Source organism: Massilia sp. BGA-UO-ETr-WB1, assembly GCF_059567845.1.
The window spans coordinates 1,096,993-1,122,748 of the sequence record NZ_JCAQOT010000027.1; the positions used below are offsets into that span (position 1 = coordinate 1,096,993).

Consider the following 25,756-nt stretch of genomic DNA (forward strand, 5'->3'; position numbering starts at 1 on the left):
CCCAAGGTATGCACCCTGGCGTTCAGGCAGCCTGGGAATGCCGGGCCATCTTACCTTGCACATGCGGTTCGATCAAGGCGAGCAGCCGTCCTATCAGCTGCGGGGGCAAATCGTGCCCCATGCCGTCGATGATGTGCAGCGCCGCTCCGGCAATCTGGCTGGCGGTATCGATGCCGCAGGCCACCGGCACCAGCGGGTCGGCGGCGCCGTGGATCACCAGCGCGGGCTTGCGGATCTGCTTGAGCAGGTGGCTGCGGTCGCCGTTGGCGGCGATCGCCACCAGCTGCCGCGCCACGCCCGCCGGGCACACGCTGCGGTCCAGCGTGCGGGCTATGCGGGCCCGCAGGTCGTGCTCGGGTGTCGGGAAGTCCGGGCTGCCGATCACGCGGAAGGTGTCGACCAGGTGCTCCATCAACTGCTCGCGCGTACCGCCGGCGGGCGCCGGCGTCAGCAGGGACCGGCGCGCCGCGCGGGTCGGCCCCGGCAGGCCGCGCCTGCCGCTGCTGGACATGATGGAGGTGAGGCTCAGCGTGCGCCTGGCATGGCGCGCGGCGAACACCTGGGCGATCATGCCGCCCATGGAGACGCCGATCAGGTGCGCCTGCGGCACCTCCAGGTGGTCCAGCAGGCCATGCGCGTCGTCGGCCATGTCGTCCAGCGTATAGGCCGGCCGCAGCGGCCAGCCGACGATATTCATCAGATAGGACAGCGGCAGATTCGGCACGCCGGCGCCGTCGAACTTGGTGGACAGGCCGCAGTCGCGGTTGTCGTGACGGATCACGTGGCAGCCCCGCTCCACCAGCCCGTCCACGAACTCCTGCGGCCACGAAATCAGCTGCATGCCCAGGCCCATGACCAGCAGCACCGGCGGGCCGGCGGGATCTCCGGAAGTTTCGTAGGCGATGGTGATGCCGTTGGCGAGGGCGGTGGGCATGATCAGTACAGTCCAAAAAGGTTTTGGAAGAACGGCGTACGCTGGGGATCGAGGTAAAGCAGCTTCTTGATGCCCGTGTGCGCCACGTGGTCGAAGCGGCGCCATTGCCCTTCCGGCTGCGCCAGCCGGTCGGCGACGGCGAACAGCGCGGTGGGGTTGGCGCCCATGCCGACATGGCTGGCATGCACTTCAATGTTCTCGGAGTCCGCCGTCTCCTCCTCCATGCTGCACTGCCAGGCCACCACGCCGTCGGTGCGGCTGAAAATGGAGGTGGTGGGCACCGGCGGGCGCCGCTTCAGCGCCGCGAAGCGTGCCGCATCGATGTCCTTCTCGCCCGACACCAGCTGGTAGACGCGCCAGGCGTTGGTGGCCTTGGGGTGGCCGGTGAACGGCGAACCGAGCGTGACCACCACGCGCACCTTCTCGGGCAGCATCTTGGCGATCTCGCGCGCATACACGCCGCCCAGGCTCCAGCCGACCAGGCTGACCTTGCGGCCGGTGCGTTCGTGGATTTGCTCGATGCGCGCGATGCAGGCTTCCAGCACGCCGGGCTTGGGGCCGAAGTTCAGGCCCTGCTCCCACGCATAGGTGTCGTAGCCGCGGTCGGCCAGGAAGCGCCGCAAAACGATGGTGGTGGTGTCGCCTGCCGCCAGGCCGGGGAATACCATGACGGGATGGCCGTCGCCGGCGGGCGCCAGGCGGGCGAAGGGGTATGCCGCGAAGGCCGCACCCAGCTCCCAGGGCGCGCGCAGCTCCAGGGCGAGGCGCACCACGCCAGGCGCGCCCTCATCTTCTATTGGTTTGGGGGACCGCATTGAATCTCCTGCTTACGGGTAATGTATCTTGCCGTTTGCACCAGCATAGCACCAGAATAGCACCAGCGGCTGAGCAGGGGAAACACCAATGCGGAGAGCGCCGCCGGTAGTGGCTTTTACTCCACAGCCGCTTTGCGCGCTGCCGAGGCCGCCGCGCGGCGCGCAGCGAAAAAGCTTTTCAGCACGCCGGCGCAATCGTCGGCCAGCACGCCGCCCACGGTCTGCGCGTGGTGGTTGAGCTGCTCCTGCTCGAACAGGTTGACCACCGAGCCGCAGGCGCCGGTCTTGGGGTCGGGTGCGCCGTAGACGATGCGCGCCAGCCGCGCATGCATCATGGCGCCCGAGCACATCACGCAGGGCTCCAGCGTCACGTACAGCTCGCAGCCCGGCAGGCGGTAGTTGCCCAGCACTTCGGCGGCGGCGCGCAGCGCCACGATTTCCGCGTGCGCGGTGGGGTCGTGCTTGCCGATCGGCTGGTTGTAGCCGCGCGCGATGACCACGCCGTCCTTGACGACGACGGCGCCCACCGGCACTTCGCCCTGCTCCCAGGCGCGCTGCGCCTGTTCCAGCGCTTCGCGCATGAAGGCCTCGTCAGCCGGCTGCGCGGCTGCCATGGGCAGCTGTGCGGGCGGCGGAAAGTCAGGCATCGGTGATCTCGGCCCAGCAGTTCGGGGTTTCGTGCAGCACCAGCTTGTGCAGGTGCAGGCCGGTGCCGTAGCGGTCCTTGAAGGCCGCTTTCAGGATGTCGAACGCCACCGCCGCCAGGTTTTCCACGGTCGGGATGCGGTCAATCACCACGGTCTTGTGGTTCGGCAGCGAAGCCAGGAATTCCTTCACCGCGCTGTCCTTCTCGTAGACCAGGAAGGCATGGTCCCACACGTCCACCAGGTGCTCCTTGGCAATGGTCTTCACGTCCGAGAAGTCCATGATCATGCCGTTGTCGGAATTGCCTTCGGCGTTGATCACCTGGCCGGTGAGCGTAATTTCGAGGGTGTAGCGGTGGCCGTGCAGGTTGCGGCACTGGCTCTTGTGGTCGGGAATGCGGTGGCCTGCGTCGAATTCCAGTTTGCGGGTGATGGTCAGCATATTGATTCTTAAGGTATTTGCAGCAGTTTATGTGTTTGCAGGCTCAGTTTCCATTTCGGATTGCGCTTGCAGGTTTCGATCGCCAGCCTGGTGTTGAATTCGGCCAGCGGGCCGTCCATCGGCTGCACGAAGAAGTTCTCGAAATCCAGCCCTTCGTAGGCGGACAGGTCCTGGTCCTTTTGCGGGATCACCACCTTGATTTCATTGCCTTTGTGAACCACCAGCTTGGAACCCATCTTCGGGCTCACGCAGATCCAGTCCACGCCCTCCGGCACCGGCAGGGTGCCGTTGGTTTCAATCGCGATCTCGAAGCCCGCCTCGTGCATCGCGGCGATCAGGGCCGGGTCCAGCTGCAGCAGCGGTTCGCCGCCGGTAAACACCACGTACTTGCTGGCCGGGTAGGTCTCCGGCCACAGGCCGTTGATCACGCCGGCCAGCGCCTGCGGCGTGGCGAACTTGCCGCCGCGCTCGCCGTCCGTGCCGACGAAGTCGGTGTCGCAAAACTGGCAGACCGCCGTGGCGCGGTCGCTCTCGCGGCCGGTCCACAGATTGCAGCCCGCAAAGCGGCAGAATACCGCCGGCCGCCCCGCGTGGGCGCCCTCGCCTTGCAAGGTATAGAAAATCTCTTTGATGCTGTAAGTCACGATGATTAACCCGATAGTCAACCTTCAATTATAGCCGAAAGCGGGGCTTCCATAAAGTGTGGAAAAAATGTTAGCCATACGGCACAGCCGATTGACAGTTTGATATTCAACAAAGTGCATAAATTGCATTCAGGATATGTTCAGGGCTGTTCCGACAGCTGGAGGGTCCGCCATGACTGCATTCCATGTTGAAATCCTGGGCGCCTGCGCAGTGCTGCTTGCGTCCATTTCGCTGGCGCTGCTGTGGCGCTGCCGCCGGCTGGAACGCGCGCTGGGCGCCGCCCGCGCCGGCGCTCCCGCGCTGCTGCACGAGGAGCGCCTGCGCATCGCCAGCGATATCCACGACGACCTCGGACAGAACCTGCTGACGCTGAAAATCGAGCTGGCTGCGCTGCAAGCCCATCCCGGCCTGCCTGCGGCCGCGCGCCGCCACCTGGCCACCCTGCTGGCGCACACCGACGCCGGCGTGCGCTCGCTGCGCGGCATCATCAACGGCTTGCGGCCGGTGGGCCTGGAACAGGGGCTGCGCTGCGCGGTGGAGCGCCAGCTGACGGAATTCTCACGCATCAACGGCATCCACTACCAGCTCGAATCCGCCCAGTACGGCAGCGACGCCGCCTGCCCTGCGGACGCCACCGTGTTCCGCGTGCTGCAGGAATCGCTGTCCAACATCGCGCGCCACGCGGGCGCCACAGAAGTAAGCATTGCACTGTGCCGCAACGCGCATGAACTGAGCATGACGGTGCGCGACAACGGCGTCGGCATGCAGGAAGGCCCGCCGCGCCAGGGCTGCGGCCTGCTCGGCATCGAGCACCGCGTGGCGGCGGCCGGCGGCTGCTTCGTGCTGGCCAGCGCGCCCGGCCAGGGCACCGCGCTCACCATCTCTATCCCCACGGCGGCCAAGGCGGCCAATCAGCCATCCTTTGTTCCGCATCAAGCCAGGCGCTGACTTGCCGCAGCACAATGAGATGCGCCACGTTGAGATGCGCCACGTGAGCTGCACCGCGCAAATTGCACCACGATTAACCCAAGTTATTAAAAACAGGTCATAAAAGGAATCGTATGCCACAGGTTTTGCATCTGTTCGACCCGGCCCTGGCCGGCCCGCAGCAAGGCTTGGCGCTCAGGCTGATGGAGCTGCTGGTGATTCCCACGTTCGTACTGGACCGGCACGGGCGGGTGCTGATCTGGAACCGCGCCTGCGAGCGGCTGACCGGCGTGCAAGCCGCCGAAGTGCTGGGCACCGGCGAACACTGGCGCTGCTTCTACCATAAACCGCGCCCCACGCTGGCCGACCTGGTGGTACAAGGCCGCAGCAGCGACGCCAGCCGGTTGTACGACCGCCACGTGCGCCGCGCCGACGGCGAGGAAAGCCTGACCGCCGAAAACTGGTGCGACATGCCGCGCCTGGGCCGCAGCCGCTACCTGGCGGTGGACGCCAGCCCTATCCGGGATGCGGACGGCGCCATCGTGGCGGTGGTGGAAACCCTACGGGACCTGACCGACGAAAAGAAGGCCCAGATCGCGCTGGAGCAGCTGGCCACGCGCGACGGCCTGACCGGCCTGGCCAACCGCCGCTGCTTCGACAGCACCCTGCATGCCGAGTGGCAGCGCGCGCTGCGCCAGCACCAGCCGCTGTCGCTGCTGATGGTCGATGTCGACAACTTCAAGCAGTACAACGACGCCTACGGCCACCTGGGCGGGGACGAATGCCTGCAGCGCATCGCCACGGCGGTGGCCAGCGAAATGCGCGCCAACGACCTGGTGGCGCGCTACGGCGGCGAGGAATTCGCGGTGATCCTGCCCAACCAGTCCCTGAAGGGGGCCGCCATCGTGGCGGAACGGATACGCTGCCGCGTGGAGCAGCTGCAGCTGCCCAACCTGGGCGCCGGCAAGCAGTTCGTCACGGTGAGCATAGGCGCGGCCACCGCCCTGCCCGCGCCGGAGAACGAAACCTCCCAGCTGGTGGCCACGGCCGACGCGGCGCTGTACCGGGCCAAGCACATGGGCCGCAACCGCATCAGCCTCACGCAGGAGGGAGAATCTTAGCCGGATCCTTTAGCCGAACGGCGTGTACTCGATGCCATTGGCGATCAGGCTGGCCACCGCGCCCTGGCACTCGGGCGATTCGGCAAAGCCGATCAGCACCGCCGCGCGCGACATGCCGTTGTCCAGGTTGGCCACGTGCCAAGCCAGGCCAGCCGCATCCGGCGCGCGGTGCAGCGCGTTGGCATACAGCTGGGTTACGAACTGGGTGTTGTCATAGCTGCCGTAACGCGCGCTGAATTCGGCGCTGTCCAGGAAGGCGCGCGCCACCGCCCCCAGGTCCAGCCCCTTGTCCATGGCCGACATCCAGAAGCCCAGCCCCGCGCTGTCCGGCGTCCGGTCCAGCGCCGCGCGGTACAGGCGGAAAGCCTGGCCCGCAGCCCCGTCCGCGTCCAGCGCCACGCCGGCGTCGTCGAAAACGATGCGCTCGACGCCGGACAGCACGTCCACGCTGCCCCCGCCGTCGGTGACGGTGTAGCCCTTGCCCGACGCGCGCACCAGGTAGGGGCCGCGCGCGCCGCCGTAGACCAGCGTGTCCAGTCCCAGGCCGCCATCGACGAACTCATTGCCGGGCATGGCCAGCAGCGTGTCGTTGCCGCTGGTGGGGCCGGCTGGCCCGGTCAGCGCCAGGTCGGCGACGTTGACGCGCATGTCCGCGAACTGCAGCAGTTCCACGCCCGACAGCACATCCAGTCCCTGCCCCGCGATGCGCACTTCCTGCTCCGTGCGCACGATGGCGTAGCTCGAGAACAGGCCGCTGAAGACCACCGTATCCATGCCGTCGCCGGCGTTGATGATGTCGTCGCCCGCGCCCACCCGCACCTCGTCGGCGCCGCTGCCGCCCTTCATCACATTGCCGGCGTCGTTCAGCGCCACCGTCGAGCCGCCGTCGCCGGTCAGCACGGTCCGTATCGTCACGTTGTAGGCGATCGACACATTGGTCAAGCCGGTGGCGGTGCCGCTGAAGGCGCCCGCATGCAGGTCGATCTGCGTGGCGCCCACGCAGGCGGAAAAATCGAAAGTGTTGTTGCCGCCGCCGTCCCACACGCAGATCGGCGCCTGGCCGCTGCCGAAGGCATACACGTCATCGCCGGCGCGGTAGCTCGTGTTGGCGCCGTACAGGTACTGGATGGCCTGGATGTCGTACAGCATCGGCGTGACGACGTAGCGGCCGTTGAAGTCAAGCGACTGGTGGTAGGACATCACCGTGTAATCGGTATTGTCGGTGGCCTGGGGCAGGAAAGGCCCGTCCACGCTGCTGCCGGCGGAATCGTAGTCGCCCGGGTGCTTCAGGCCCAGGGTATGGCCGATCTCGTGCAGCAGCACGGCGGGGCCGAAACTGCCGGGCGTGAAGACGCTGTTGTAATAGCCGCGGTTGTTCAGGTACAGATCGACCGAGGCGGTGCCCGGCTCGGGCAGATAGGCGTAGCCGCTGCTGTTGTCGGCGCTCTGGTCGTTGGTGCCGAAGCGCAGCTGGCCGCCGCTGCTGGTTTCAACGAAGGTGATATTGGCCACTGCGGCCCAGGCGCTCAGCGCGGCGCGCGTGGCCTGCTGCTGGGCGAAGGTCATCATCTGGAAGCCATTGGCGTCGTCCGCCGTGGCGTCGCTCGGCACGCTGGTCAGGAAGCGGTAGCTCAGCGTCGCCGCCGTGCCGGCCGAGGTGTTCCAGCTGCTGTAGACCAGCGCATCGATGCTGTTAATACCGGTGGTTGCGAACATATTGTGACTTGCTTGGGATGGGCCGTTTTACTTTAATGTTAGCACGCCGAAATGCCTATGCATTCCTGCCTGAATATTTTATTCTTCCGCGTTGCCACTCCCTACAAGGTTGCGTGGTTTTTTATAACAAAAAGGAGAAACAAGTGTCCAAGCTGATACCAGTCCTTACCCTGGCACTGGCCGCGCCGGCGATGGCGGCGCCCTCGGGCAACGCGCCCAAGGCCGACCTGCTGCCCTTCAAAGCCACCGAGAAGACCCTCGCCAACGGCTTGAAAGTGATCGTCGTGCCAACCGGCTTCCCCAATATCGTCTCGCTGCAGATCCCGGTGCAGACCGGCTCCCGCAACGAAGTGGAGCCGGGCAAGTCCGGCTTTGCCCACTTCTTCGAGCACATGATGTTCCGGGGGACCAAGGACTACCCGCCTGAAAAATACCAGGACATCATCACCAAGGCCGGCGCGCGCCAGAACGCCTACACCAGCGACGACCTGACCAACTACTACACCACCTTCGCCAAGGACGACCTGGATACCGTGCTGAAAGTCGAAGCGGACCGCTTCCAGCACCTGGAATACAGCGAAGACGTGTTCAAGACCGAATCGCGCGCCGTGCTGGGCGAGTACAACAAGAACAGCGCCAATCCAATGTCCAAGCTGTTCGAGGTGATGCGCGACGCCGCCTTCGAAAAGCACACCTACAAACACACCACGATGGGCTTCATCAAGGACATCGAGGACATGCCCAACCAGTACGCCTACTCCAAGGTGTTCTTCGACCGCTGGTACCGCCCCGAGCGCACCACCATCATCGTGGCGGGCGACGTGGAGCCGGCCAAGGCCATCGCCATGGTCGAGAAATACTGGAGCAAGTGGCAGCGCGGCAGCTACAAGGCCGACGTGCCCGTGGAACCGGCCCCGAAAGGCGCCGTCTACAAGCACGTGCCGTGGGCCACCCCCACCCTGCCGCTGGTCACCGTGGCCTTCCGCGCGCCGGCCTTCTCGGAAAAAACCAAGGAGCAGGCCGCACTGTCGATGCTGCTGTCGCTGTCCTTCGGCCGCACCTCGCCGCTGTTCAAGCGCCTGGTGCAGGATGAACAGAAAGTGGACCAGCTGTTTGACAGCACGCCGAACCGCGTCGACCCGACGCTGGCCATGATAGGCGCGCGCGTCAAGCGCGGCGACGACGCCGTCTACGTGCGCGACGCCATCCTGCAAACCGTCGCCAAGGCGCGCACCGAAGCCGTCAGCGACAAGACGCTGGCCGAGGCCAAGTCCGCGCTGAAGTACGGCGTGATCCGCTCGCTGGACAATACCGAGCAGATCGCCGGCACGCTGGCTTCTTTCGTGCACTTCAACCGGTCCTACGGCACCATCAACAATTACTACCGCGTGCTGGACTCGCTTACCCCGGCCGACCTGCTGGCCGCCGGCCGCAAGTTCCTGACCGACGACGGCATGGTCGTCACCACGCTGTCGCACTCCACGCTGCCGGCGGAAATCGGCACGCTGCCCAAGCTGGCCAGCTTCGAACCGAAAGCGGGCAAGGCGAACATCGACGTGCTGGTGCAAAAGTCCGCGCTGCCGCAGATCCGCTACAAGCTGCTGTTCCCGGCCGGTTCCGCGCATGACCCGGCCGGCAAGGAAGGCCTGGCCGCGCTGACCGCCGCCATGGTGGCCTCTGCCGGTTCCACCGACCGCAAGATCGACGAGATCGCCAAGGCCTTCTTCCCCATGGCCGGCAGCTTCAGCGAGCAGACCGACAAGGAGATGACCACCTTCACCGGTTCCATCCACAAGGACAACTGGACCGCCTTCAACGAAATCGCGCTGCCGATGCTGCTGTCGCCGGGCTTCCGCCAGGAAGACTTCCGCCGCCTGAAGGACGCCCAGAAGAACGCGTTGCAGACGGACCTGAAGGACAACAACGAGGAGGAACTGGCCAAGGAACGCCTGCAGGCCAACGTCTTCGCCGGCAGCGGCTACGGCCACGCCGTGCTGGGCACCGCCAAGGGCCTGGACAGCATCACGCTGGACGACGTGAAGAACTTCTGGAAGACCGCCTACACCCAGGGCGCCGTGCGGGTCGGCATCTCGGGCGACGTGACGGAAGCCATGACCGCCTCGCTCAAACAGGCGCTGGCCAAGCTGCCGGACGGCGCCGGCCTGCCCGCGACCAAGACGCCGCTGGGCAAAATGCCGAACGGCCTGGAAGTGGAAATCATCGAGAAGAACACCCGCGCCACCGCCATTTCATTCGGCCTGCCGCTGACCGTCACCCGCTCGCACCCGGACTTCCCGGCGCTGTGGATGGTGAAGACCTGGCTGGGCGAGCACCGCTCGTCGAGCGCCCTGCTGTACCAGCGCATCCGCGAGCTGCGCGGCATGAACTACGGCGACTACGCGTACACCGAGGCTTTCCCGCGCGGTATGTTCCAGTTCTTCCCCAATCCGAACCTGGGCCGCAAGGCGCAGCTGTTCGAAGTGTGGATACGCCCGGTGGCGCCTGAAAACGGCCACTTCGCGCTGCGCATCGCGCTGTGGGAGCTGGACAAGGCGCTCAGCAAAGGCATGAGCAAGGAGCAGTTCGAGACCACGCGCGACTACCTGATGAAGAACGTCTTCGTCATGACCTCCACGCAGGACCAGCAGCTGGGCTATGCGCTCGATTCGCAGTGGTACAACACGCCCGAGTTCACCAAGCTGATGCGCGACGGCCTGTCGAAACTGACTGTGGACGACGTGAACGCCGCCATGGCCAAGCACCTGTCCTCGAAAAACCTGTCGGTGGTGATGATCACCAAGGACGCCGCCGGCCTGAAAGAAAAGCTGGTCAGCGACGCGCCCTCGCCCATCAAATACGACGGCAACAAGCCGAAGGAAGTGCTGGACGAAGACCAGGTGATCGGCAACCTGAAGCTGAACATCAAGCCGGAGGCGGTGAAGATCACGCCGGCGGCAGAGGTGTTCGCCTACTAAGCTCTGCGGCGTATCACGCTGAAGCAGATCTCGCGGCGCACGGCAAAGCCTAGTTTTTCATAGACTTGCTTGGCGCCGTTTTCCGTTTTCACGTGCAGGAAAGGCGTTTTTCCGGAAGCTTCGATCTGCGCCATCAGCGCCTGCATCAAGGCCCGCGCATGGCCGGCGCCGCGCGCTGCGGGGCTGGTGCACACCGCGCTGATTTCCGTATAGCCGCCCAGCGCCATGCGCGTGCCGGACATCGCCGCCAGGCTGCCATCGTCGGCGCGCACGCCGAGATAGCGGCCCATGGTGATGGTCTTCTGCACGAACGGCCCCGGCTTGGTTTCCGCCGCCAGGGCGATCATGTCCGGCACATCGTCCGCGCCAAGCTCCAGCAGCGGCCGCGCGTGCGGCGCTGCTGGCACCGGCTGCGGGCCCGCGTAGACCATCTGGTCGATATAGCGCGCGCGTACCATTTCCCATTCGGGCGGCAAGGCCAGCGGATTGGGGGTCAGCAGCCACACTTCTTCGCCCGCTTCCACCATGGCGCGCAGGTCGCCGAACGCCTGCGCGGAAGGCTCGCGCAGCCCTGCCAGCGGCGACACGTCGCGCGGATAGCGCGCGGCCAGGCCGTTGCGCAAGGCCATGGCGGCGTGCGTGCCGCCTTCGGCGGCGCCGCTGAGTGCGTTCCAGACCGGATTGTCCAGCGCCAGCGGCTCCAGTTTGCGATAGTAGAAGGTGGTGTCGCACAGGGCGCCGTCAGGCATCAGCGCGAAGTCCGGCACCACGCCGACACGCTGCCAGCCCTGCCGTTCGTACAGCCGCTCCGCGTCCGGGCTGGCGGTGTCCAGCACCAGCAGCCATTTGCCGCAGTCGCGCGCCACCTGTTCGGCGTGCCGCATCAGCGCTTCGCCCACGCCGCGCCGGCGCGCGCGGCGCCGCACCAGCATCTTGGACACGTCCGCGCGGTGCGGCTGGTTGTCCGGCTGCGCCAGCACCAGCTGCACCGTGCCGAGGATGCCGGTATTGTCCTGCGCCACCATCAACGCCCGCTCCCCGCGCGCCACCCCGTCCGCCACGCCGCGCCAGAAGGCCTGCGCCTTGTCCATCCCGAGCGGCTGCATGAAGCTCACCGAGGCGCCGCCCTCCACGCAATCGGCCAGCAGTTCGGCCAGTTCCTGAATTTGCGCCTCGCTGACGGAAGCCAGGCGGTGCACGCGGTAGTCCTGCATTTCAACTCCTGAAGTGGTTTGTGGCGGTGGTGGTGATGGCGACGGCATACCGCGTGGTGTCGCCGGTAGGATTATGGAAAGCCATGGGCCGGTCCAGCAGCATCGCAAAGCAGTCGCCAGCTTCCAGCCGGAACAGCTGCTCGCCATACGTGATCTCGATGACGCCCTCCAGCACCCAGATCTGCTGGTGCACCTGCGGCTCGCGCGCGGCCGTTTCATACGCCACGCGGGCCTGCGGCGGGAACTCGACTTCCACCAGCTGGATCGGCGAGGCCACCCCGGCAGGCGACAGATTGCGCCGCACATAGCCGGAATGCGGGTCGCGCCAGGACTGCTGCGCGGCGCGGCGCGACACCGGATCGCCCGGCGCCGCCGGCGCTTCGAACAGCGAAGCCAGGGTGACGCCCAGGCCGGTGGCGAGCTTCTCCAGCACGACGGCAGTTGGACTGCTTTCGCCGCGCTCGATCAGCGACAGCATGGAGCGGCTCACGCCGCAGTGGGCAGCCAGCGCTTCGAGCGACTGGCCGCGCGCGGCGCGCAGTTCGCGCACGCGCTGTGCAATCAGCAAATGGAGAGAGGAATCCGTCATAGTGGATTAAGTATCCACCATATTGGATACGGGTGCAAGCGGAAGTTGAAGCGCCTTATTTGGCCGGCGCGCGCGGCAGCAGATCGTCCAGCGCCGGCACGATCGCCATCGCCACCAGCAGCAGCGCCAGCGGCACGGTGGCCGAATAGCCCATCGCCTGGAAGCCCAGCGCGCCGGACACGCCGCCCGCAAAGAACGCGGAGACCAGCGCCACCAGCATCAGCAGCCGCTCGGTATTGGCGTGCACCCGGTGCTGGCCGGGCTGCAGCGTGCCGTTCCAGTACAGCAGCTTGCCCACTTCGATGCCGATGTCGGTGACGATGCCGGTGATGTGCGTGGTGCGTATCTCGGCCTTGGACACCTTGGTGATCAGCGCATTCTGCAGGCCCATGATGAAGCACAGCACCATGACGGTGAGCGGCACGAACAAGCCGTCGATGCCGGCCAACTGCGCGCCCACCACGCCGAAGCCCAGCAGCAGCAAGGCTTCCAGCAGCAGCGGCAGCGCGTATTCGCCGTGCATATGGCGCCGCCGCGCGTAATTGACCATGATGGCGGAACACGCGGCGCCGGCCAGGAAGGACAGCAAGGCGCCCAGCCCGGGCAGCACCAGCCGGTAGGCGCTCAGCGCCAGGTTGTCGGCCATCGCGGAGACGATGCCGGTCAGGTGGGAAGTGTACTGCCGGACGGCCAGGAAGCCGCCCGCATTGATGGCGCCAGCGACAAAGCACAGCAGCACGCCGAGGTGGCGGTTGCCGTCGGGGCTGCGCTTGCTGCCGGTGAGTTTGCGGGCGTAATGGATAGGCATGGTCTGCCCGATACTTTAGCACCGTTTTGCGGCTCTCAGCCAGCAAAAGGCAATGCGAGCGCCGCCGCGCTTACACCATGGCCATCCCGGTGATCAGCGACCAGGCTGCGAAAGCCAGCAAGGCAAGGCCGGACACGGCTTCGATGATGCGCAGCAGCCTGGGCGACACCGCCTTGCGGCTGGCCGCCACGCCGCCCACCAGCAGCGTCCACCAGGCGATGGAGCCGGTGAACACGCCGGCCACCAGCACCAGGCCGCCGGTCATGCTGCCGTCCGGCGGCGCCAGCGCTGCCAGCAGGCCGGCAAAGGACAGGATGGTCATCGGACTGGAAGCCGTCAGCGCGAATGTGGTGCCGAACGCGCTGAACAGGCCGCGCGCTGTCGCCGCCGCGGGCGCATGGCCGTCGGCGGATGGCGCGGCGGCGGCGGATGGCGGCGTTGCGGTGGGCGTCGGCTGCATCGCCCGCGCCCGGCGCAGGGCCGTCATGCCCAGGCCCGCCATCAGCAAGCCGCCGACGATGCGCAGCATGGCCGCATGCTCCAGCAGCAGCGCGGCGATAGCGCTCACGCCCAGCGCCGCCACCAGGCCGTACATCGCGTCCGCAGTGGCCGCGCCCAGGCCGGAGGCCAGCCCGGTGCGGGCGCCGTGCGCAAAGGTTCGACGTATGCACAGCAGGCCCACCGGCCCCACCGGCGCGGCGATGGCAAAGCCGATGACCGCGCCCCGCATCAAGGTCGAGCCCATCTCGATCATGGCGCGTCTCCTTGCCCGCTGCTGAACTCCAGCTCGGAGGTCTCCTTGGCCGTGTCCAGCACGATGATGGTTTCGGTGCGCAGCACCCCTTGCACCGGCTTGAGCCGGGTGGTCAGGAAGCGCTGCAGCGCGGCCGTGTCGCGCACGCGCGCCTTCACCAGCCAGGAGTGCGGGCCTGTGATGTGGTGCGCTTCCTGCACCTCGGGGAAGGAGCGCAAGGCAGCCGCGAACAGCGCCTCGTCGGCGCGCGGCTCCAGGTCCACGAAGATGAAGGCGCACACGGTGATGCCGACGCGCGCCGGATCGATCACCGCGCGGTTGCCGGCCACGGCGCCCGAGGCGTTCAGGCGCCGCAGCCTGTCGCTGACGGCGGAGATGGACAGGCCGATTTCCTGCCCGATGTCGGCCGCCGAGCGGCGGTTGTCGGACTGGATCAGCTGTAGAATTTGCAGGTCGTGAGTATCCATGCAGCGATTTTGCCTGAATTTTATTACCACAGCAAGCAAAATCGCTACATAACCACTACTCGAACGGATTTTTCACGGTTTTCACATCCGGCGCCGGCAGTTTTTCCGGCAGCGCCTGCGCGTCCAGCTTGGCCAGCACGTCGCCCAGCAAGGCGTGCAATGCGCGCGCGTGGGCCTGGCCGGCCTGGTCCAGCGTCAGGTCGATATCGCCCGCGATGGTGATGCGGTCCAGGCGGTTCTCTATCATCAGGCCGCCGATGTGCAGCACGTCCGCCTCATTGGCGTAAGGTACGAATTTCTTTGCCATGCTTGCTCCTCTCAACGTTTACGGGGTTTTGCGCTCGGCAGGCGCAACATGGTTTCCTTCTGGCGCGCCGACAGCGACGGCAGCAGATCGATGCCGATCTTCGCCTCCAACTGAGCCACGCTCATGGTGACATACTGCACGTCCGCCTTGTTCTCCACGAAATAGGCGGCGCCGGCACGCTGGCGCGGGCTGTACACCACTTTATACAAATGGCTCGGCACCAGCACGTTGCCCACCTTGCGCAGATCGCTGCCGAGGAAGGCGGGGCCGGTGATCACGTACAGGTCGCCCTCCTTCTGCGCCAGCTTGCGCACCGCCTGCTCGATGGCGGCCCACACCTGGCGGTTGTTGTCGGCGTCCTGCGGCACCATGTTGGCCAGCGTGAAGCTGTCGCGCTGCGCCGCGCGGTCCGGCATATCGCCATTGGGCGCCATATGGCCCCGGTCAAAGCCGCTGCGCGCATAGTCCGACAATTCGGCCCGCTCGCTGCGCGGCAGCCGCGGTTCGGGGTGGAAGGAATTCTCCCGGTCCAGCTCGCGTGCCTGCTCGATATTGCCGGAGGTGAGATGCTCGGCGGACCACAGCGGCGTGCGCGTGATCCCCGAGTGCATCACGCCAAACACGCCGTAGCACAATTCCCTGGTGGCCGAAGCCAGCTTACCGTTGCGTATCTCCGGCGCGCGGCCATCGACATAATGAGACGGGCAAGCGCCGGCAAACGCCCAGCCCGTCGCCAGCGCCAACGCGCCGGCGGCAATCAACTTCTGAATCATAGAGCCCTATAAAGAATGCGGAACGCAAAAATGCCGCCGCATTCTAGCGGACACGGGCGATTTGCGACAGGCGCTGCGCTATCGTGTCGAGCTCGCCGCGCAGCGAGTCCGGCGTGATGATGTGGAAGCCGAACGGCAAGCCGGCCAGCTGGCGCGCCAGCCAGGACAGGTCGTCGGCCTGGTTGTGCAGCAACACGCCGTCTGCGGTCTGCTCGAACAGGCCGATCGCGTCCTTCAGGAAGTGCTGCGCGGTGTGCAGATCCGTCTTCAACAGCACCCTGGTGGCGTGGGTGCGCGGGATGGAGGCCAGCGAAGTGCGCAGGTGGGCCAGCGCGTCGAAACGGTCCGGGCGCGCGAAGCTGTGCGGCAGCGGCGCCGCCGAGACAATACGGTCCAGCCGGAAGGTGCGCATGTCGCGCCGCAAATGGCAGTAGCCCACCGCGTACCAGCAGCCGTCGTAAAACGCCAGGCCGTAGGGGTCGAATCCGCGCTCGCTCTCGGCCGCGCCGGGCGGCTTGTAGCGCAGGTGCACGCGCCGGCATGCCTGGGCGGCGGAACTGAGCGTGACCAGCGCGGCATTGTCCTGCGGCGCGGTGGCGCGCGCCAGGTCGAGCCGCACCGTTTCGTCGATGGCGCCCACGCGCTGCTTCAAGCCGGCCGGCATGATGCGCTCCAGCTTGGCCTGCGCGCTGGCCACCGCCGGCGCCGCTTCGGCCAGCCCCAGGCTGCGCGCGGCCAGCAGGCCGAGCGACAGCGCCAGCGCTTCGTCGTCCGTGAACATCATCGGCGGCAGCTTGAAGCCGGGCATCAGCGCGTAGCCGCCGTGGCGGCCGCGCTCGCTCAGGATGGGGATGCCGATCTGTTCCAGCATGACGATGTAGCGCCGCAGTGTGCGGCCGTCGACCTCCAGCCGCCGGGACATTTCTGCGCCGCTCAGCCGGCCATGGGTTTGCAGCAGTTCCAGCACGGCCAGAACGCGGGTGGTTGGATGGTACATGGCAGTAAAGATAGCAGAGAATCAGGGCGGAATCCGTCCTATTTCGACTTTATGCTGTTTCCATCGCATAAAACTTGGAGGGGGAGTCAAATGGAGCAAAGCACCAACCTGTGGCTGTACTTCGTGGTGGTATTCGGCATCATCGCGCTGCCGGGCCTGGACATGGCTTACGTGATGGCCAGTTCCATCCTGGGCGGGCGCCGCGCGGGGCTGGCGGCGGTGGGCGGCATCGTTGCCGGCGGGGCCTGCCATTTGCTGATGGCCACGGCCGGCATCGCGGTCGTGCTGCAGCTGTGGCCTGGCTTGTTCAATGTGATTTTGCTGGCCGGGGCGGCGTACATCGCGTGGATGGGGATGAGCTTCCTGCGCAGCGACAGCGTGTTCCAGCCCGCCACCGGCCGCGAGGTGCTGGCGCCGCCCGTCATCTTCCGCCGCGCGATGATGACCAGCCTGCTCAATCCCAAGTCCTACATCTTCATGCTGGCGATCTTCCCGCAGTTCCTGAAGACGGACCAGGGCCCGCTATGGCTGCAGTCCGGCGTGCTGGGCGCCATCACGGCGGTGACGCAGGTCGGTGTCTACGGTGCGCTGGCGGTCGCGTCCAGCCAGGCCAGCGGCTGGTTCGGCGCCCATCCGCGCGCGGCCATCGTGACGGCGCGCGCCATGGGCGTGCTGCTGATCTTCACCGCGCTGCTGAGCGCCAGCCAGGCCGTGCGCGGGCTGGCGCCGCAATGGCAGCCGAGCGACGTGACGCTGGTGGTGGGTGGACGCTCGCTGCGCTGAACGCGGGCTGACAGCGCCCGGCCGCCGTCGTGCTGCACGGGCAGCGCGTGGATGTCGACGTTTTCCAGGCAGTTGATGTTGACGGCGGCGAGGCGTTGCCCTTGGGGGCCACGCCTCGCCGCCGGTATGGACGCCGCACGCGGGCGGAAGCGGCGGTGGATGACGTGCTTGCTGAGAGTGAAGCTGGCGGAGGCAGTGTAGCGTTATTTGCTGCGCCGTTCCAGCGCTTGCAGCACGCCTTTGCGGTTTTTGTGCGCCGCTTCGAAGCTGCGGATCTTGCGCACCTGCGCGGCGGTCAGCTCTTCAAGCCGGCTGCGGATCTGGGTGACAGTGAGCTGCTGGTAGTTATTGATGGGCAGGCCGGCGTCGGCCTGCTTGCCCTTCTGTTCCTTGGTCTCGCCGCTTTCCCTGCGCTGTTTGTTGACGATGCGCGCCGCCACCTCTTCCTCGCGCCCCTTGTAGCGGCCTTCCTTTTCGAACTTCTCTTCAAGCTCGTTGTACTCGCGTTCCCGTTTCGGGCTGGCTCCTCGTGGCATGGCGGTACTCCTGGCAGTAGCAGATACCGCCGATACTACAAAATCGGCACTGCCGGCGGCGCACGATCGGGCTGGCGCATGGCGCCCGGCGCGGACAGCGGCAGCGTCACCGTGAAGCGCGCGCCCTGGCCGTCGCCGCTGCTGGCTTCCACGCTGCCGTGCAAGGTGGTGGTCACCAGTTTGTAGACGATGTGCAGCCCCAGCCCGCTGCCGCCCTTGCCCATGCGGGTGGTGAAGAAGGGATCGAACACCCGGCCCAGATTGTCCTGCGGAATGCCGAGGCCATCGTCGGACACCGTGATGGCCACGTGGCCGGCGCCGTCCGGCTCAGCAGCAATGGTGACCGTGCCGGCCAGGCCGGGCAGGAAGGCGTGCTGCACGGCGTTGGCGATCAGCTGCGCCATCACCTGCCCCAGCTGGTCCGGGTAGCTGTCCATTTCGATGCCGCGCTCAATGGTGCACAGCACGCGGTGGCCGCTGTCCGTGATCGCTTCGTCCAGGCCCTGCAGCGCGCTGCGCACCGCATCGCCCAGGTCGAAACGCCGCCGGCCGTCGGCCGCCTGCTCGTCCGCCACCTGCTTGAAGCTGCTCACCAGCCGGGCCGCGTGGTCCAGGCTGCGCATCATGATGGCGGCGCCCTGCTCCACCGTGCCGACGAATTCGTGCATGCGGCTGCGCGTGAGGCCGCGCGCCATCTCTTGCGTAAAGTCGGCGGTGCGCGACTGCAGCGTGCTGGCGGCCAGCAGGCTATTGCCGATGGGCGTGTTCAATTCATGGGAGATGCCGGCCACCACCGCGCCCAGCGCCGCCATTTTCTCGGCGCGCAGCAGTTCGTCCTGCAGGGAGGTCAGCCGCATCAGCGCGGCGTGCAGGTCCTGGTTGGACTGCGCCAGCTTGAGCGAGAACGCTTCCTGCTGGCGCACGGCGTGGCGCAGCTCCGCATTGCTGGCTTCCAGCTGCTCCTGCTGTTGCTTGACCACGAAGTCGCGCTCGATGCTCTTCTTGATTTCCCACAGCAGCTCGACATACTTGTGCTGGTAGTTGCGCTTCTTGCTGTCGAGCACGCAGATGGTGCCGAACACCTGGTTGTCGGGCCACAGCAGCGGCACGCCGAGATAGGAAATCATGTTCAGCGCCACGTCCGGGTTGCAGCGCCAGTGTTCGTCCTCCAGCGCGTCCGGCACGTGCAGCAGGCCGCGCGTGGCCATCACCGTTTCGCAATACAAGCCGGTGTTCAGGTTGGCCTTTTCGTCGGCCTCGTAGGGGTTGCCCTCGCTGTGGCTGGACACCAGCACCTCGATCTGCTCGGGCAGCACGCGCATGATCAGGCCGGCGGGCACGTCGAAGATGCCGGCCATGACGTCGGTGGTGGTCTGCCACTTGGCCAGGAAGGTTTCGGGAATTGCGCTAGCGGTTAAGGTCACAGACCGTTCCTCCGACAGTGAATGTTGCCGAATCAATATACTCTGCCCCTTCTCCGCTAGCAAGCTCTGTCAACAGACCGTTACCAGCCCGCTGCAGCCCACTGCGCATCCCCGCGCTAAAACTGCTCCACCCAGGCCGCCAACTGCGCCGGCGTCAGCATGGAGTCGGCTTGCGCCAGCTTGCCCTGCACCGCGCCGCCCTCTCCCTGGCAGATTTGCAGCGACCAGCCGTGCCGCCCCAGCCACAGCAGCGCCGCCAGCCAGAACGCGTGTTGCGCCGACGGCACATCCCCGGTCGGCGTTTCGAGGAATTCGGCCAGCCCGGCGCCATGCTGGAACAGCACCCCGGTGCCGCCCAGCACGGCGCAGCTGTCGCCGAAGACTTCGGCCAGCATTTCCAGCGCGCGCGCCGGTTCCGCTTGCGGATAGCGCTGCTCGATGCCGGCCAGCTGCTCGCGCACGGCCAGGCCGAAGGCGGCGCTGCGGAAGGCTTCGGAGGCGGTCAGGTCGGCGTAGTCCATCAGCAGCCAGTCCGGCTCGGGCGGCGTCATGCCGGCCAGCAGCGCGGCCGACAGGTAGGCGTCCACAGGCAGATAGGACACCTGGCCGGCGATGCTGACGCTCAGCGTGTAGATGGTGCCGATGCGCGCGGCCACCGTCTGCTGCTGGCGCACCAGCAGCTTTTCGCGCAGCAGCTGGGCGTGTTCCTTGCGCAGCCGCGCCAGTTCCAGCGCCTGCTTCATCTCCATGCGCAGAGCGGCGATGTCCCACGGCTTTTGCATGTAGCGGTGGATCTGGCCCTGGTTCACGGCTTCCACCGTGTGCTCCAGTTCCGCGTAGGCGGTGGTCAGGATACGGATGATGTGCGGGTACTTGTCCCAGGCGTAGACCAGCAGCTCGTTGCCATAGGCGCCGGGCATGCGCTGGTCGGACACCAGCACGGCGATGCTGTCCGCGTGCTGGTCCAGCAAGCGCTTGCCTTCCTCCACCGAGGCGGCCGTGAGGATGGGCGCCAGCGTGCCGAGTGCGCGCTGGAAGTATTTGAGGGCGGTGACTTCGTCGTCTATATAAAGGATGGCTGGAGCCGGCCTACTGTTGTCGATCATGCTTTTTCCTTCTCTGAACGCGGGAATTTCATGTCACGGTGGATGGGCTGCACATGGCAGGTCGAAAGTAAACTGGGTCCACAAGCCGACGGCGCTGTCCGCCACAAGGGTGCCGCCGTGGCGCTGCACCACGCTGTAGCTGATGCTCAGGCCCAGGCCGAGGCCCTGGCCCACTTCGCGGGTGGTGAAAAATGGTTCGAATACGCGGCCCAGGTGTTCGGGCCGGATGCCGGGGCCGTTGTCGCGCACGCTGACGGTCAGGCGCTCGCCGGCGGCGCCGCCGCCGCCGGCCTCGGCCACGATGTCGATGGCCGGTTCGGCGGTGCCGTGCTTGCGCATGGCCAGCGCGGCGTTGCTGATCAGGTTGATCAGCACGCCGATGATGGCTGCCTCGTCGCCGCGCACCATGGTGTCGCCGCGCAGCGCGCGGCCGATCTTGATGCCCTTGGTCTCGTGGCTCACCAGCCGCACCGCCGAGTCGAGCGCGCGCTCGAACATGAAGCGCGCGCTGTAATGGTCCGCGTCCTGCTTGCGGTAGGCGAAGGTTTTCAGGTCGGACACGATGTGCTGCACGCGCTGCATGCCCCGCTTGGCGTCGGCCAGGCATTCGCTCACCAGTTCGCTGTCCCGCGCGGCCGGGTCTTCAATGGCCAGGTCGATCGCCATCATGCAGTAGTTGACCGGGTTGTTCACCTCGTGCAGCAGGCCGGCGGCCAGGGTGCCGAGCGCCGCCATCTTCTCCTGCTGCAGCATCTGGCCCTTGATCTCGGCCAGGTCGCGGTTGGTGGCCTCCAGCTGGGCGTTGTTGTCGGCCAGTTCGGCTTTCAGGCGGTACAGCATGAAGCGCGCCTGCTCGTTGTAGAAGGTGCAGACCGCGCTGGCGATGGCGGTGAACACCAGGAAAATGGAGTTGACGGCGAAGGCGCCGTTCCATTGCACCCCGTTGGGATGCAGATAGCAAGCCACGAAATAGCTCAGGTAAGTGAGCCCGCCCAGCGACAGGTTCTGCCACAGGCTGAATGGCAGCGCGATGCCGGACGCGAACACGGCCAGGTTCAGGCCCGCGTAATAGATGGAGTTGGCGCCCTCGGTCTGCTGGATCATCCACGCGATCATGAGCTGCGGCGCCAGCAGCCAGCAAAACGTCAGCGACTGCACATTGCGCTCCCCCCAGCCGGTGCGCATGGCCAGCACCACGCCGAACAGCGCCGCCGCCGTCAGCAGGCGTGCCAGCGCGAAGTCCAGCTGATGGCCGGGATACAGGCTGAAATCGAGGCCGCTGCCCAGCAGGATCAGCGCAATCGCGGTGAATGCGCCGCCCCGGCTGAAGCGCAGGCGGTAGGCGCGCAGTACGGATGCGTAGCTACCGCCCGGCGCGGTCATGGGATGCTGGCTTCCGCGAACACGTTCACGCCGGTGGGGTCCAGGTAAATTTCGCGCTGCTGCGCTTCGAACGGCAGCAGCTGCTGCATCTTCAGCTGGTCGCGGTGGATCAGATACCATTCCAGCAGGTGCTCCATGCCGGGCCGTTCCGGGTTGCTGGCGTGGACATTGGTCAGCAGCAGGCGGCCGCCGGATCGCATGCGCGCCGCGAAATGCGCGATCATGCGGGCGCAAACCTTGTCCGACAGGTAGTCGAACAGGCCGGCGCAGTACACCACGTCGAACTCGCCCGCCGGTTCGGCCTCCGCGCGCCGCTTGAGCAGTTGCTGCACCGAGTCCTGCATGAAGCGCACCGTCACCTGGCGCGCCAGGCCGTGGTTGATGGCGGCCAGGCGCTGGCTGGTCCATTCCAGCGTTTCGCCGTTGAAGTCCACCAGTTCGAAGGAGAGCCAGTGCGGCTCGTCGTACTCTTTCAGGAAGCGCTGGATCTCGGCCGCCGGGCCGCAGCCCACGTTCAGCACGCGGAACGGCCGCCCCGCCGCGCGCGCCGCATCGGCCATGCGCTTCAGGAAGGCGGTGAGGATGCCGATGCGGTTGCGGTGCGCCAGCGCCACCGCCGTCTGCAGGAAGGCCGCGTTGACGATCTGGAAGTAAGTGCTCGGGCCCTGGCGCGGATCGTCCAGGATCTGGTTCACCATGTGGTAGTCGCCGGCGTAGCCCAGCGGCTTGGTATAGGTGCGGAACACGAAGGGCGCGCGCAGGATCAGCGGATGCAGCGCCGCTTGCGCGAAGGCGCGGTGGGAGGCGGCGCTTTCATCCTCCACCCGGGCCGCTTCGGCGTTGATGTCGCCGAAGTAGCGCTTGGTGCGCAGAACCAGCGGTTCGGCCAGTTCGGCGAAGACGTCGGCGCGCAGCTTGCCGTGTTCCCTGGGCAGCGCGGCGGACAGGTCCACCTGCTCCACCCAGCGCGCCACCTCGGACAGGTAGGCGCGCGTTTCGTTGATGACGACCTGATAGTCGCGCCGGATGCGGAAGCGTTCGTCCCAGTCCGCCACGAAGCGGCCCGCTTCGCGGCCCACCGCACCTGGCGCAAGCTCACTCGACATGCCCGACACACCCAGCTCGCGCCACTCGTCGATCAGCGTCACCGACACCACGGCGGTGAGCCCGGTGTTGACGATGCTCACCACCACCGCCTTGCCCGCGTAGCCGCAGCGGGCGCCGATGCGCACCGTCACTTCGCTCAGCACTTCGCTGGCCTGGACGATGGAATACGGGTTGTACACTTCCATCGCCAGCGACCGGCGCTGCAGGTTGACGATGGTGGCCCGGACTGTCTCGCCCTGCGCATTCTGAAAACTCACGACCGGATCGATTTGCGTTTGTGAATACACGTTGGAACACACTCCTCGGTTATGCGGTTTCCACGAATGGCGGCGGTGCTTGCGCCCTTGCAACTTGCTGTCGAGTGTACACCGCGCTTGGCGAAAATCGCAACATTTCCACTCTAACAGCTTCACATTCTGTAGCAAAAACGATCGCCGAATTGCAGCGCGCGCTGGCGAACAGGCGCGCGGCTTCGCCGTGGCGGCCGGCGAGGCGCGCAACCTGGCGCAGCGGTAGCGTACGTTAGCGTACAGAGCGCCTGGCGCCCCGGTGGCAAGCTGGAGTCTTCCACCGGAGGCCGCATGACAGAGATACGCAAGGGCCAGGCGCCCAAACCGCTGGAACGGCGGGAGTTCCACCTGCAGTTCCGGCGCTCTTTTCTCGACCCGGCGTTCGACGCCGTGCGCGGGGCGCTGGACCAGGTGGAGGAAGTGGCCTGGAACAACTACCACGCGGGCCGCAAGGCGCCCGTCACGCAAGCGGCCGGCGAAGGCTATGCCGATCCCGAGTACGAGCTGTCGGCCGAATGGGTGGCCACGCGCGAGCGCCTGCGCGCCGCCGAGCGCAGGCAGAAGGACCCGGCTTCGCCGTCGCGCGCGCTGCTCATCATCGGGTCGGCGCGCAACGACGGCACCTGTCCGGGCGAAGCGTCCAAGACCTGGCGCATGGCGCAGCTGGCGCGCGACACGCTGGCCGGCCAGCACATCGAAAGCGATGTGCTGGACCTGAGCCTGCTGACCTCCAGTTACGACCTGCACATCCATCCCTGCAAAGGCTGCGTCTCGACCGCCATGCCGCTGTGCCACTGGCCGTGCAGCTGCTACCCCAACCACGCTGAGCGGCAGACCAATGACTGGATGGCGGAGATCTACGAGAAATGGGTGGCGGCGCACGGCGTCATCATCCTCACGCCGGTGTACTGGTACCAGGCGCCCAGCCCGCTCAAGCTGATGATAGACCGCCTGGTCTGCGCCGACGGCGGCAACCCGGACCCCACCAGCACGCACGGCAAGAAGGCGGCGGAAGCGAAGGCGCTGGAGCTGGCTGGCTGGGGCTACCCCAAGCACCTGGCCGGGCGCGCCTACGGGCTGGTGGTGCATGGCGACGTGGCGGGCGTGGAAAGCCTGCGCCGCAACCTGTCGGACTGGCTGAGCTGGATGGGACTGGTGAGCGCGGGCGGCCAGGCCGAGCTCGACCGGTACCTGGGCTATTACGAATCGTATGCCGAAAGCCACGAGGTGCTGGACCGCGAGGACAAGTTCCAGGAAGAGGTGCGCGTGGTGGCACGCGCGCTCGCCGCCTGCATCGGCCGCCTGCGGGCCGGCGACCCGGTGCGGCCGGACACCGGCCTGGTTCCGCCCCGTCCCAAGTGACACGATTTTGCGCTTGCGCAAGGCGGCGCCGCCATCTTGGGCGACAGTGAGAGAATTAACCTCTCCAGGCGTCCAGCATGAACCAGGTTCCGCTTGACAACACTGATCGTCCTCCCGAAGGTGGACATGAAGCACGGATTGTCCGTCTCGAGGTCCAAATGGAATACGTTATTGTCACGCTGCAGTCGCTCGAGCGGCGCATGGAAGATGGCTTCGCCCGCATCGACCGGCGCGTCACCGAGCTGGAGACGTTCGTCCGAAGCAAATGCGGGAGATGCGTACCCGCCTGCGCTGGATGTTCGGCGTGCTATGCACGAATCTGGTGGCCGTCGTCGGCATACTGGCCAAGCTTACCAATCTATACTGAATAGCACGCTCAGCTCCCTGCAGCCTGCCGCTCCAACGCCATGGCTACTTGCGCGGCCATCTCTTCCACCTTGTAGCCTTGCGTGCGCGCCGCGAACGCTTGCGTGGCGGCAGCGTAGCCGGACGTGGACAGCATGTGGCGCACCAGCGCGCGCCAGTCGAGCGGCTTGCCCAGCATGGCGGCGTTCACGCCCATCCCGGCGGCTGCGATGCGGCGCGCGGTGAGGAACTGCTCAAGCTGCATGGGCAGCATCAGCACCGGCACCCCGGCAAGCATGGCTTGCGCCAGCGTCGCTTCGCCGCAGTGGGTGACGCACAACTGCGCTTCAGCCAGCGCGGCTTGCAGCGCAACCGGCCCGCGCGCGAAAGCCAGGTTGGGCGCGGTGACCGGCGGCGCCTTGCCGCCGGCGACCTCCGGCAAATAGCACAGCACCCGGCAGCCTTCCTGCGCCAGCGCAGCCAGCGCTGCCGCATGGTCCGCATGGCCGGTTTTCAGATAGGCGAACACTTTCGGGCCCGCGCCCGGCGGCCATACCGGCGGCTCGCCGCTGGCCGCCAGGAACGCCGGACCGTACCATTCGGTGCAGGGAGCAGAGGCAGTGGATGCGGCAGGAGCATCGGCGCGGTTGAACTGGTCAAGCTCGGGCCATGTGGTCAGCAGCGGAGCGTCGCCCAGCAGCAGGTCGACGGCCCAGTTCAGCGGCGCTGCGTGATGGTGCGCCAGCACGGCGTTGGCAGTTTGCAGCACGCGCGCTTCGGCATTGGCCAGCCGTTGCGGCGCCATGTTTTCCCACTCTCTCAGGCAGGGCAAGGCGCGCCCGGGCGGCGGCATGGCGAACGCCGAGCCGACCAACGCGCTGCGCAAACCCATGCTGCGCGCGGCGAGGATGGCGGTGGGCGCGTAGTCGGCCACCACCACGTCGGGACGCAGCAGGCCGAACATGGCGCGCCAGCCGGCCACCATGCCCGCCAGCGGCCCGGCCTGCAGATAGCCCGCGGTCAGCAGGATCTCTGCATGGCTGGCATGGTTCGGCGGCATGCCCTCGGTGCGGTGCAGCCAGACCGGCGCTTGCAGCGGCGGTACGCACAATGAAGGCGCGCCCGCCGAAGCGCCGCACAGGCCGCTGAACAGGCCATGCGCCTGCGCCAGGTCGCGCAGGCTGATGCTGACCTCGTGGCCGCGCGCCAGCAAGGCCTCGGCCAGCACCTTCAGCCGGCCGGCGTGGCCCAGGCCGCCGCCCAGTTCCCAGCACAGGTGAAAGCGCGCCATG

24 protein-coding genes and 2 pseudogenes are annotated in these 25,756 nt (G+C 66.7%); 5 read left to right on the forward strand and 21 right to left on the reverse strand.

Annotated elements, in window-relative coordinates:
• Positions 1 to 22: 22 nt before the first annotated feature.
• The 5 genes from AC56DV_RS31630 to queE form a co-directional block, all read right to left on the reverse strand.
• Positions 23 to 934 carry an alpha/beta fold hydrolase gene (locus AC56DV_RS31630; protein WP_496318161.1) on the reverse strand — a complete coding sequence of 304 codons (912 nt, stop codon included), beginning with the start codon at positions 932 to 934 and terminating at the stop codon, positions 23 to 25.
• A 2-nt stretch (positions 935 to 936) separates the two neighbouring features.
• Entirely contained in the window at positions 937 to 1,749 is an 813-nt protein-coding gene (locus tag AC56DV_RS31635) for an esterase/lipase family protein (protein ID WP_496318162.1), read from the reverse strand.
• Between the two features lie 116 nt (positions 1,750 to 1,865).
• Positions 1,866 to 2,396 carry a tRNA adenosine(34) deaminase TadA gene (gene tadA / locus AC56DV_RS31640; RefSeq protein ID WP_496318163.1) on the reverse strand — a complete coding sequence of 177 codons (531 nt, stop codon included), beginning with the start codon at positions 2,394 to 2,396 and terminating at the stop codon, positions 1,866 to 1,868.
• A complete protein-coding gene (gene queD, locus AC56DV_RS31645) occupies positions 2,389 to 2,835 on the reverse strand; it encodes a 6-carboxytetrahydropterin synthase QueD (protein ID WP_057156504.1) in 447 nt (148 codons plus the stop codon). The genes tadA and queD overlap by 8 nt, the downstream gene beginning before the upstream one ends.
• An 8-nt stretch (positions 2,836 to 2,843) precedes the next feature.
• Positions 2,844 to 3,479, reverse strand: a complete 636-nt coding sequence (gene queE, locus AC56DV_RS31650) for a 7-carboxy-7-deazaguanine synthase (protein WP_496318164.1) — start codon at positions 3,477 to 3,479, stop codon at positions 2,844 to 2,846.
• 172 nt (positions 3,480 to 3,651) lie between these two features.
• On the opposite strand from queE, the gene AC56DV_RS31655 reads away from it, so the two are divergent.
• Complete coding sequence (locus AC56DV_RS31655; protein WP_496318165.1) at positions 3,652 to 4,428, forward strand: sensor histidine kinase; 777 nt, start codon at positions 3,652 to 3,654, stop codon at positions 4,426 to 4,428.
• Between the two features lie 113 nt (positions 4,429 to 4,541).
• The gene (locus AC56DV_RS31660) at positions 4,542 to 5,528 is read left to right on the forward strand and encodes a sensor domain-containing diguanylate cyclase (RefSeq protein ID WP_496318166.1); all 987 of its coding nucleotides are present in this window, start codon (positions 4,542 to 4,544) and stop codon (positions 5,526 to 5,528) included.
• A 9-nt stretch (positions 5,529 to 5,537) separates the two neighbouring features.
• Here the strand turns inward: AC56DV_RS31660 and AC56DV_RS31665 are convergent, their stop codons facing one another.
• Positions 5,538 to 7,244, reverse strand: coding sequence for a DUF4214 domain-containing protein (locus AC56DV_RS31665; RefSeq protein ID WP_496318167.1), 1,707 nt, complete (start codon positions 7,242 to 7,244; stop codon positions 5,538 to 5,540).
• A gap of 143 nt (positions 7,245 to 7,387) precedes the next feature.
• Here AC56DV_RS31665 and AC56DV_RS31670 point away from each other — a divergent pair, with 143 nt between their 5' ends.
• Entirely contained in the window at positions 7,388 to 10,219 is a 2,832-nt protein-coding gene (locus AC56DV_RS31670) for a M16 family metallopeptidase (RefSeq protein WP_496318168.1), read from the forward strand.
• Here the strand turns inward: AC56DV_RS31670 and AC56DV_RS31675 are convergent.
• The 9 genes and pseudogenes from AC56DV_RS31675 to AC56DV_RS31715 form a co-directional block, all read right to left on the reverse strand.
• Positions 10,216 to 10,848, reverse strand: coding sequence for a GNAT family N-acetyltransferase (locus AC56DV_RS31675; RefSeq protein WP_496318513.1), 633 nt, complete (start codon positions 10,846 to 10,848; stop codon positions 10,216 to 10,218). The two genes, AC56DV_RS31670 and AC56DV_RS31675, sit on opposite strands and share 4 nt — an antisense overlap.
• A gap of 72 nt (positions 10,849 to 10,920) precedes the next feature.
• Positions 10,921 to 11,433, reverse strand: a pseudogene (locus tag AC56DV_RS31680) (GNAT family N-acetyltransferase); the annotation flags it as partial.
• 1 nt (position 11,434) lies between these two features.
• Positions 11,435 to 12,022, reverse strand: coding sequence for a helix-turn-helix domain-containing protein (locus AC56DV_RS31685; RefSeq protein WP_496318169.1), 588 nt, complete (start codon positions 12,020 to 12,022; stop codon positions 11,435 to 11,437).
• A 79-nt stretch (positions 12,023 to 12,101) separates the two neighbouring features.
• Positions 12,102 to 12,830, reverse strand: a pseudogene (locus AC56DV_RS31690) (YoaK family protein); the annotation flags it as partial.
• Positions 12,831 to 12,900: 70 nt separating this feature from the next.
• Positions 12,901 to 13,584 carry a LysE family transporter gene (locus tag AC56DV_RS31695; protein ID WP_496318170.1) on the reverse strand — a complete coding sequence of 228 codons (684 nt, stop codon included), beginning with the start codon at positions 13,582 to 13,584 and terminating at the stop codon, positions 12,901 to 12,903.
• A complete protein-coding gene (locus tag AC56DV_RS31700) occupies positions 13,581 to 14,051 on the reverse strand; it encodes an Lrp/AsnC family transcriptional regulator (RefSeq protein ID WP_496318171.1) in 471 nt (156 codons plus the stop codon). Before AC56DV_RS31700 ends, AC56DV_RS31695 begins: the two co-directional genes overlap by 4 nt.
• A 55-nt stretch (positions 14,052 to 14,106) precedes the next feature.
• Positions 14,107 to 14,358: a hypothetical protein gene (locus AC56DV_RS31705; RefSeq protein ID WP_496318172.1), complete on the reverse strand. Its 252-nt coding sequence runs from the start codon at positions 14,356 to 14,358 to the stop codon at positions 14,107 to 14,109.
• Between the two features lie 11 nt (positions 14,359 to 14,369).
• Entirely contained in the window at positions 14,370 to 15,131 is a 762-nt protein-coding gene (locus AC56DV_RS31710; RefSeq protein WP_496318173.1) for a DNA/RNA non-specific endonuclease, read from the reverse strand.
• Positions 15,132 to 15,174: 43 nt separating this feature from the next.
• Positions 15,175 to 16,128: a helix-turn-helix transcriptional regulator gene (locus tag AC56DV_RS31715; RefSeq protein WP_496318174.1), complete on the reverse strand. Its 954-nt coding sequence runs from the start codon at positions 16,126 to 16,128 to the stop codon at positions 15,175 to 15,177.
• 90 nt (positions 16,129 to 16,218) lie between these two features.
• Here AC56DV_RS31715 and AC56DV_RS31720 point away from each other — a divergent pair, with 90 nt between their 5' ends.
• Complete coding sequence (locus tag AC56DV_RS31720; RefSeq protein ID WP_496318175.1) at positions 16,219 to 16,911, forward strand: LysE family translocator; 693 nt, start codon at positions 16,219 to 16,221, stop codon at positions 16,909 to 16,911.
• A 203-nt stretch (positions 16,912 to 17,114) separates the two neighbouring features.
• Here AC56DV_RS31720 and AC56DV_RS31725 read toward each other — a convergent pair whose 3' ends face one another.
• From AC56DV_RS31725 to AC56DV_RS31745, 5 genes are all read right to left on the reverse strand, one after another.
• Positions 17,115 to 17,447 carry a DUF8129 domain-containing protein gene (locus AC56DV_RS31725; RefSeq protein WP_496318176.1) on the reverse strand — a complete coding sequence of 111 codons (333 nt, stop codon included), beginning with the start codon at positions 17,445 to 17,447 and terminating at the stop codon, positions 17,115 to 17,117.
• 35 nt (positions 17,448 to 17,482) lie between these two features.
• The gene (locus AC56DV_RS31730) at positions 17,483 to 18,871 is read right to left on the reverse strand and encodes a GAF domain-containing sensor histidine kinase (RefSeq protein WP_496318177.1); all 1,389 of its coding nucleotides are present in this window, start codon (positions 18,869 to 18,871) and stop codon (positions 17,483 to 17,485) included.
• Positions 18,872 to 18,987: 116 nt separating this feature from the next.
• Positions 18,988 to 19,977 (reverse strand): response regulator, encoded by a 990-nt coding sequence (locus AC56DV_RS31735; RefSeq protein WP_496318178.1) that lies wholly within the window; start codon positions 19,975 to 19,977, stop codon positions 18,988 to 18,990.
• Between the two features lie 33 nt (positions 19,978 to 20,010).
• On the reverse strand, positions 20,011 to 21,360 hold the full coding sequence (locus tag AC56DV_RS31740; RefSeq protein WP_496318179.1) for a sensor histidine kinase: 1,350 nt from the start codon (positions 21,358 to 21,360) through the stop codon (positions 20,011 to 20,013).
• Entirely contained in the window at positions 21,357 to 22,754 is a 1,398-nt protein-coding gene (locus AC56DV_RS31745; RefSeq protein WP_496318180.1) for a class I SAM-dependent methyltransferase, read from the reverse strand. Before AC56DV_RS31745 ends, AC56DV_RS31740 begins: the two co-directional genes overlap by 4 nt.
• Before the next feature lie 294 nt (positions 22,755 to 23,048).
• On the opposite strand from AC56DV_RS31745, the gene AC56DV_RS31750 reads away from it, so the two are divergent.
• Positions 23,049 to 24,119, forward strand: coding sequence for a flavodoxin family protein (locus tag AC56DV_RS31750; RefSeq protein WP_496318181.1), 1,071 nt, complete (start codon positions 23,049 to 23,051; stop codon positions 24,117 to 24,119).
• Positions 24,120 to 24,495: 376 nt separating this feature from the next.
• Here AC56DV_RS31750 and AC56DV_RS31755 read toward each other — a convergent pair whose 3' ends face one another.
• Positions 24,496 to 25,755, reverse strand: a complete 1,260-nt coding sequence (locus AC56DV_RS31755; protein WP_496318182.1) for a glycosyltransferase — start codon at positions 25,753 to 25,755, stop codon at positions 24,496 to 24,498.
• Between the last annotated feature and the right edge of the window lies 1 nt (position 25,756).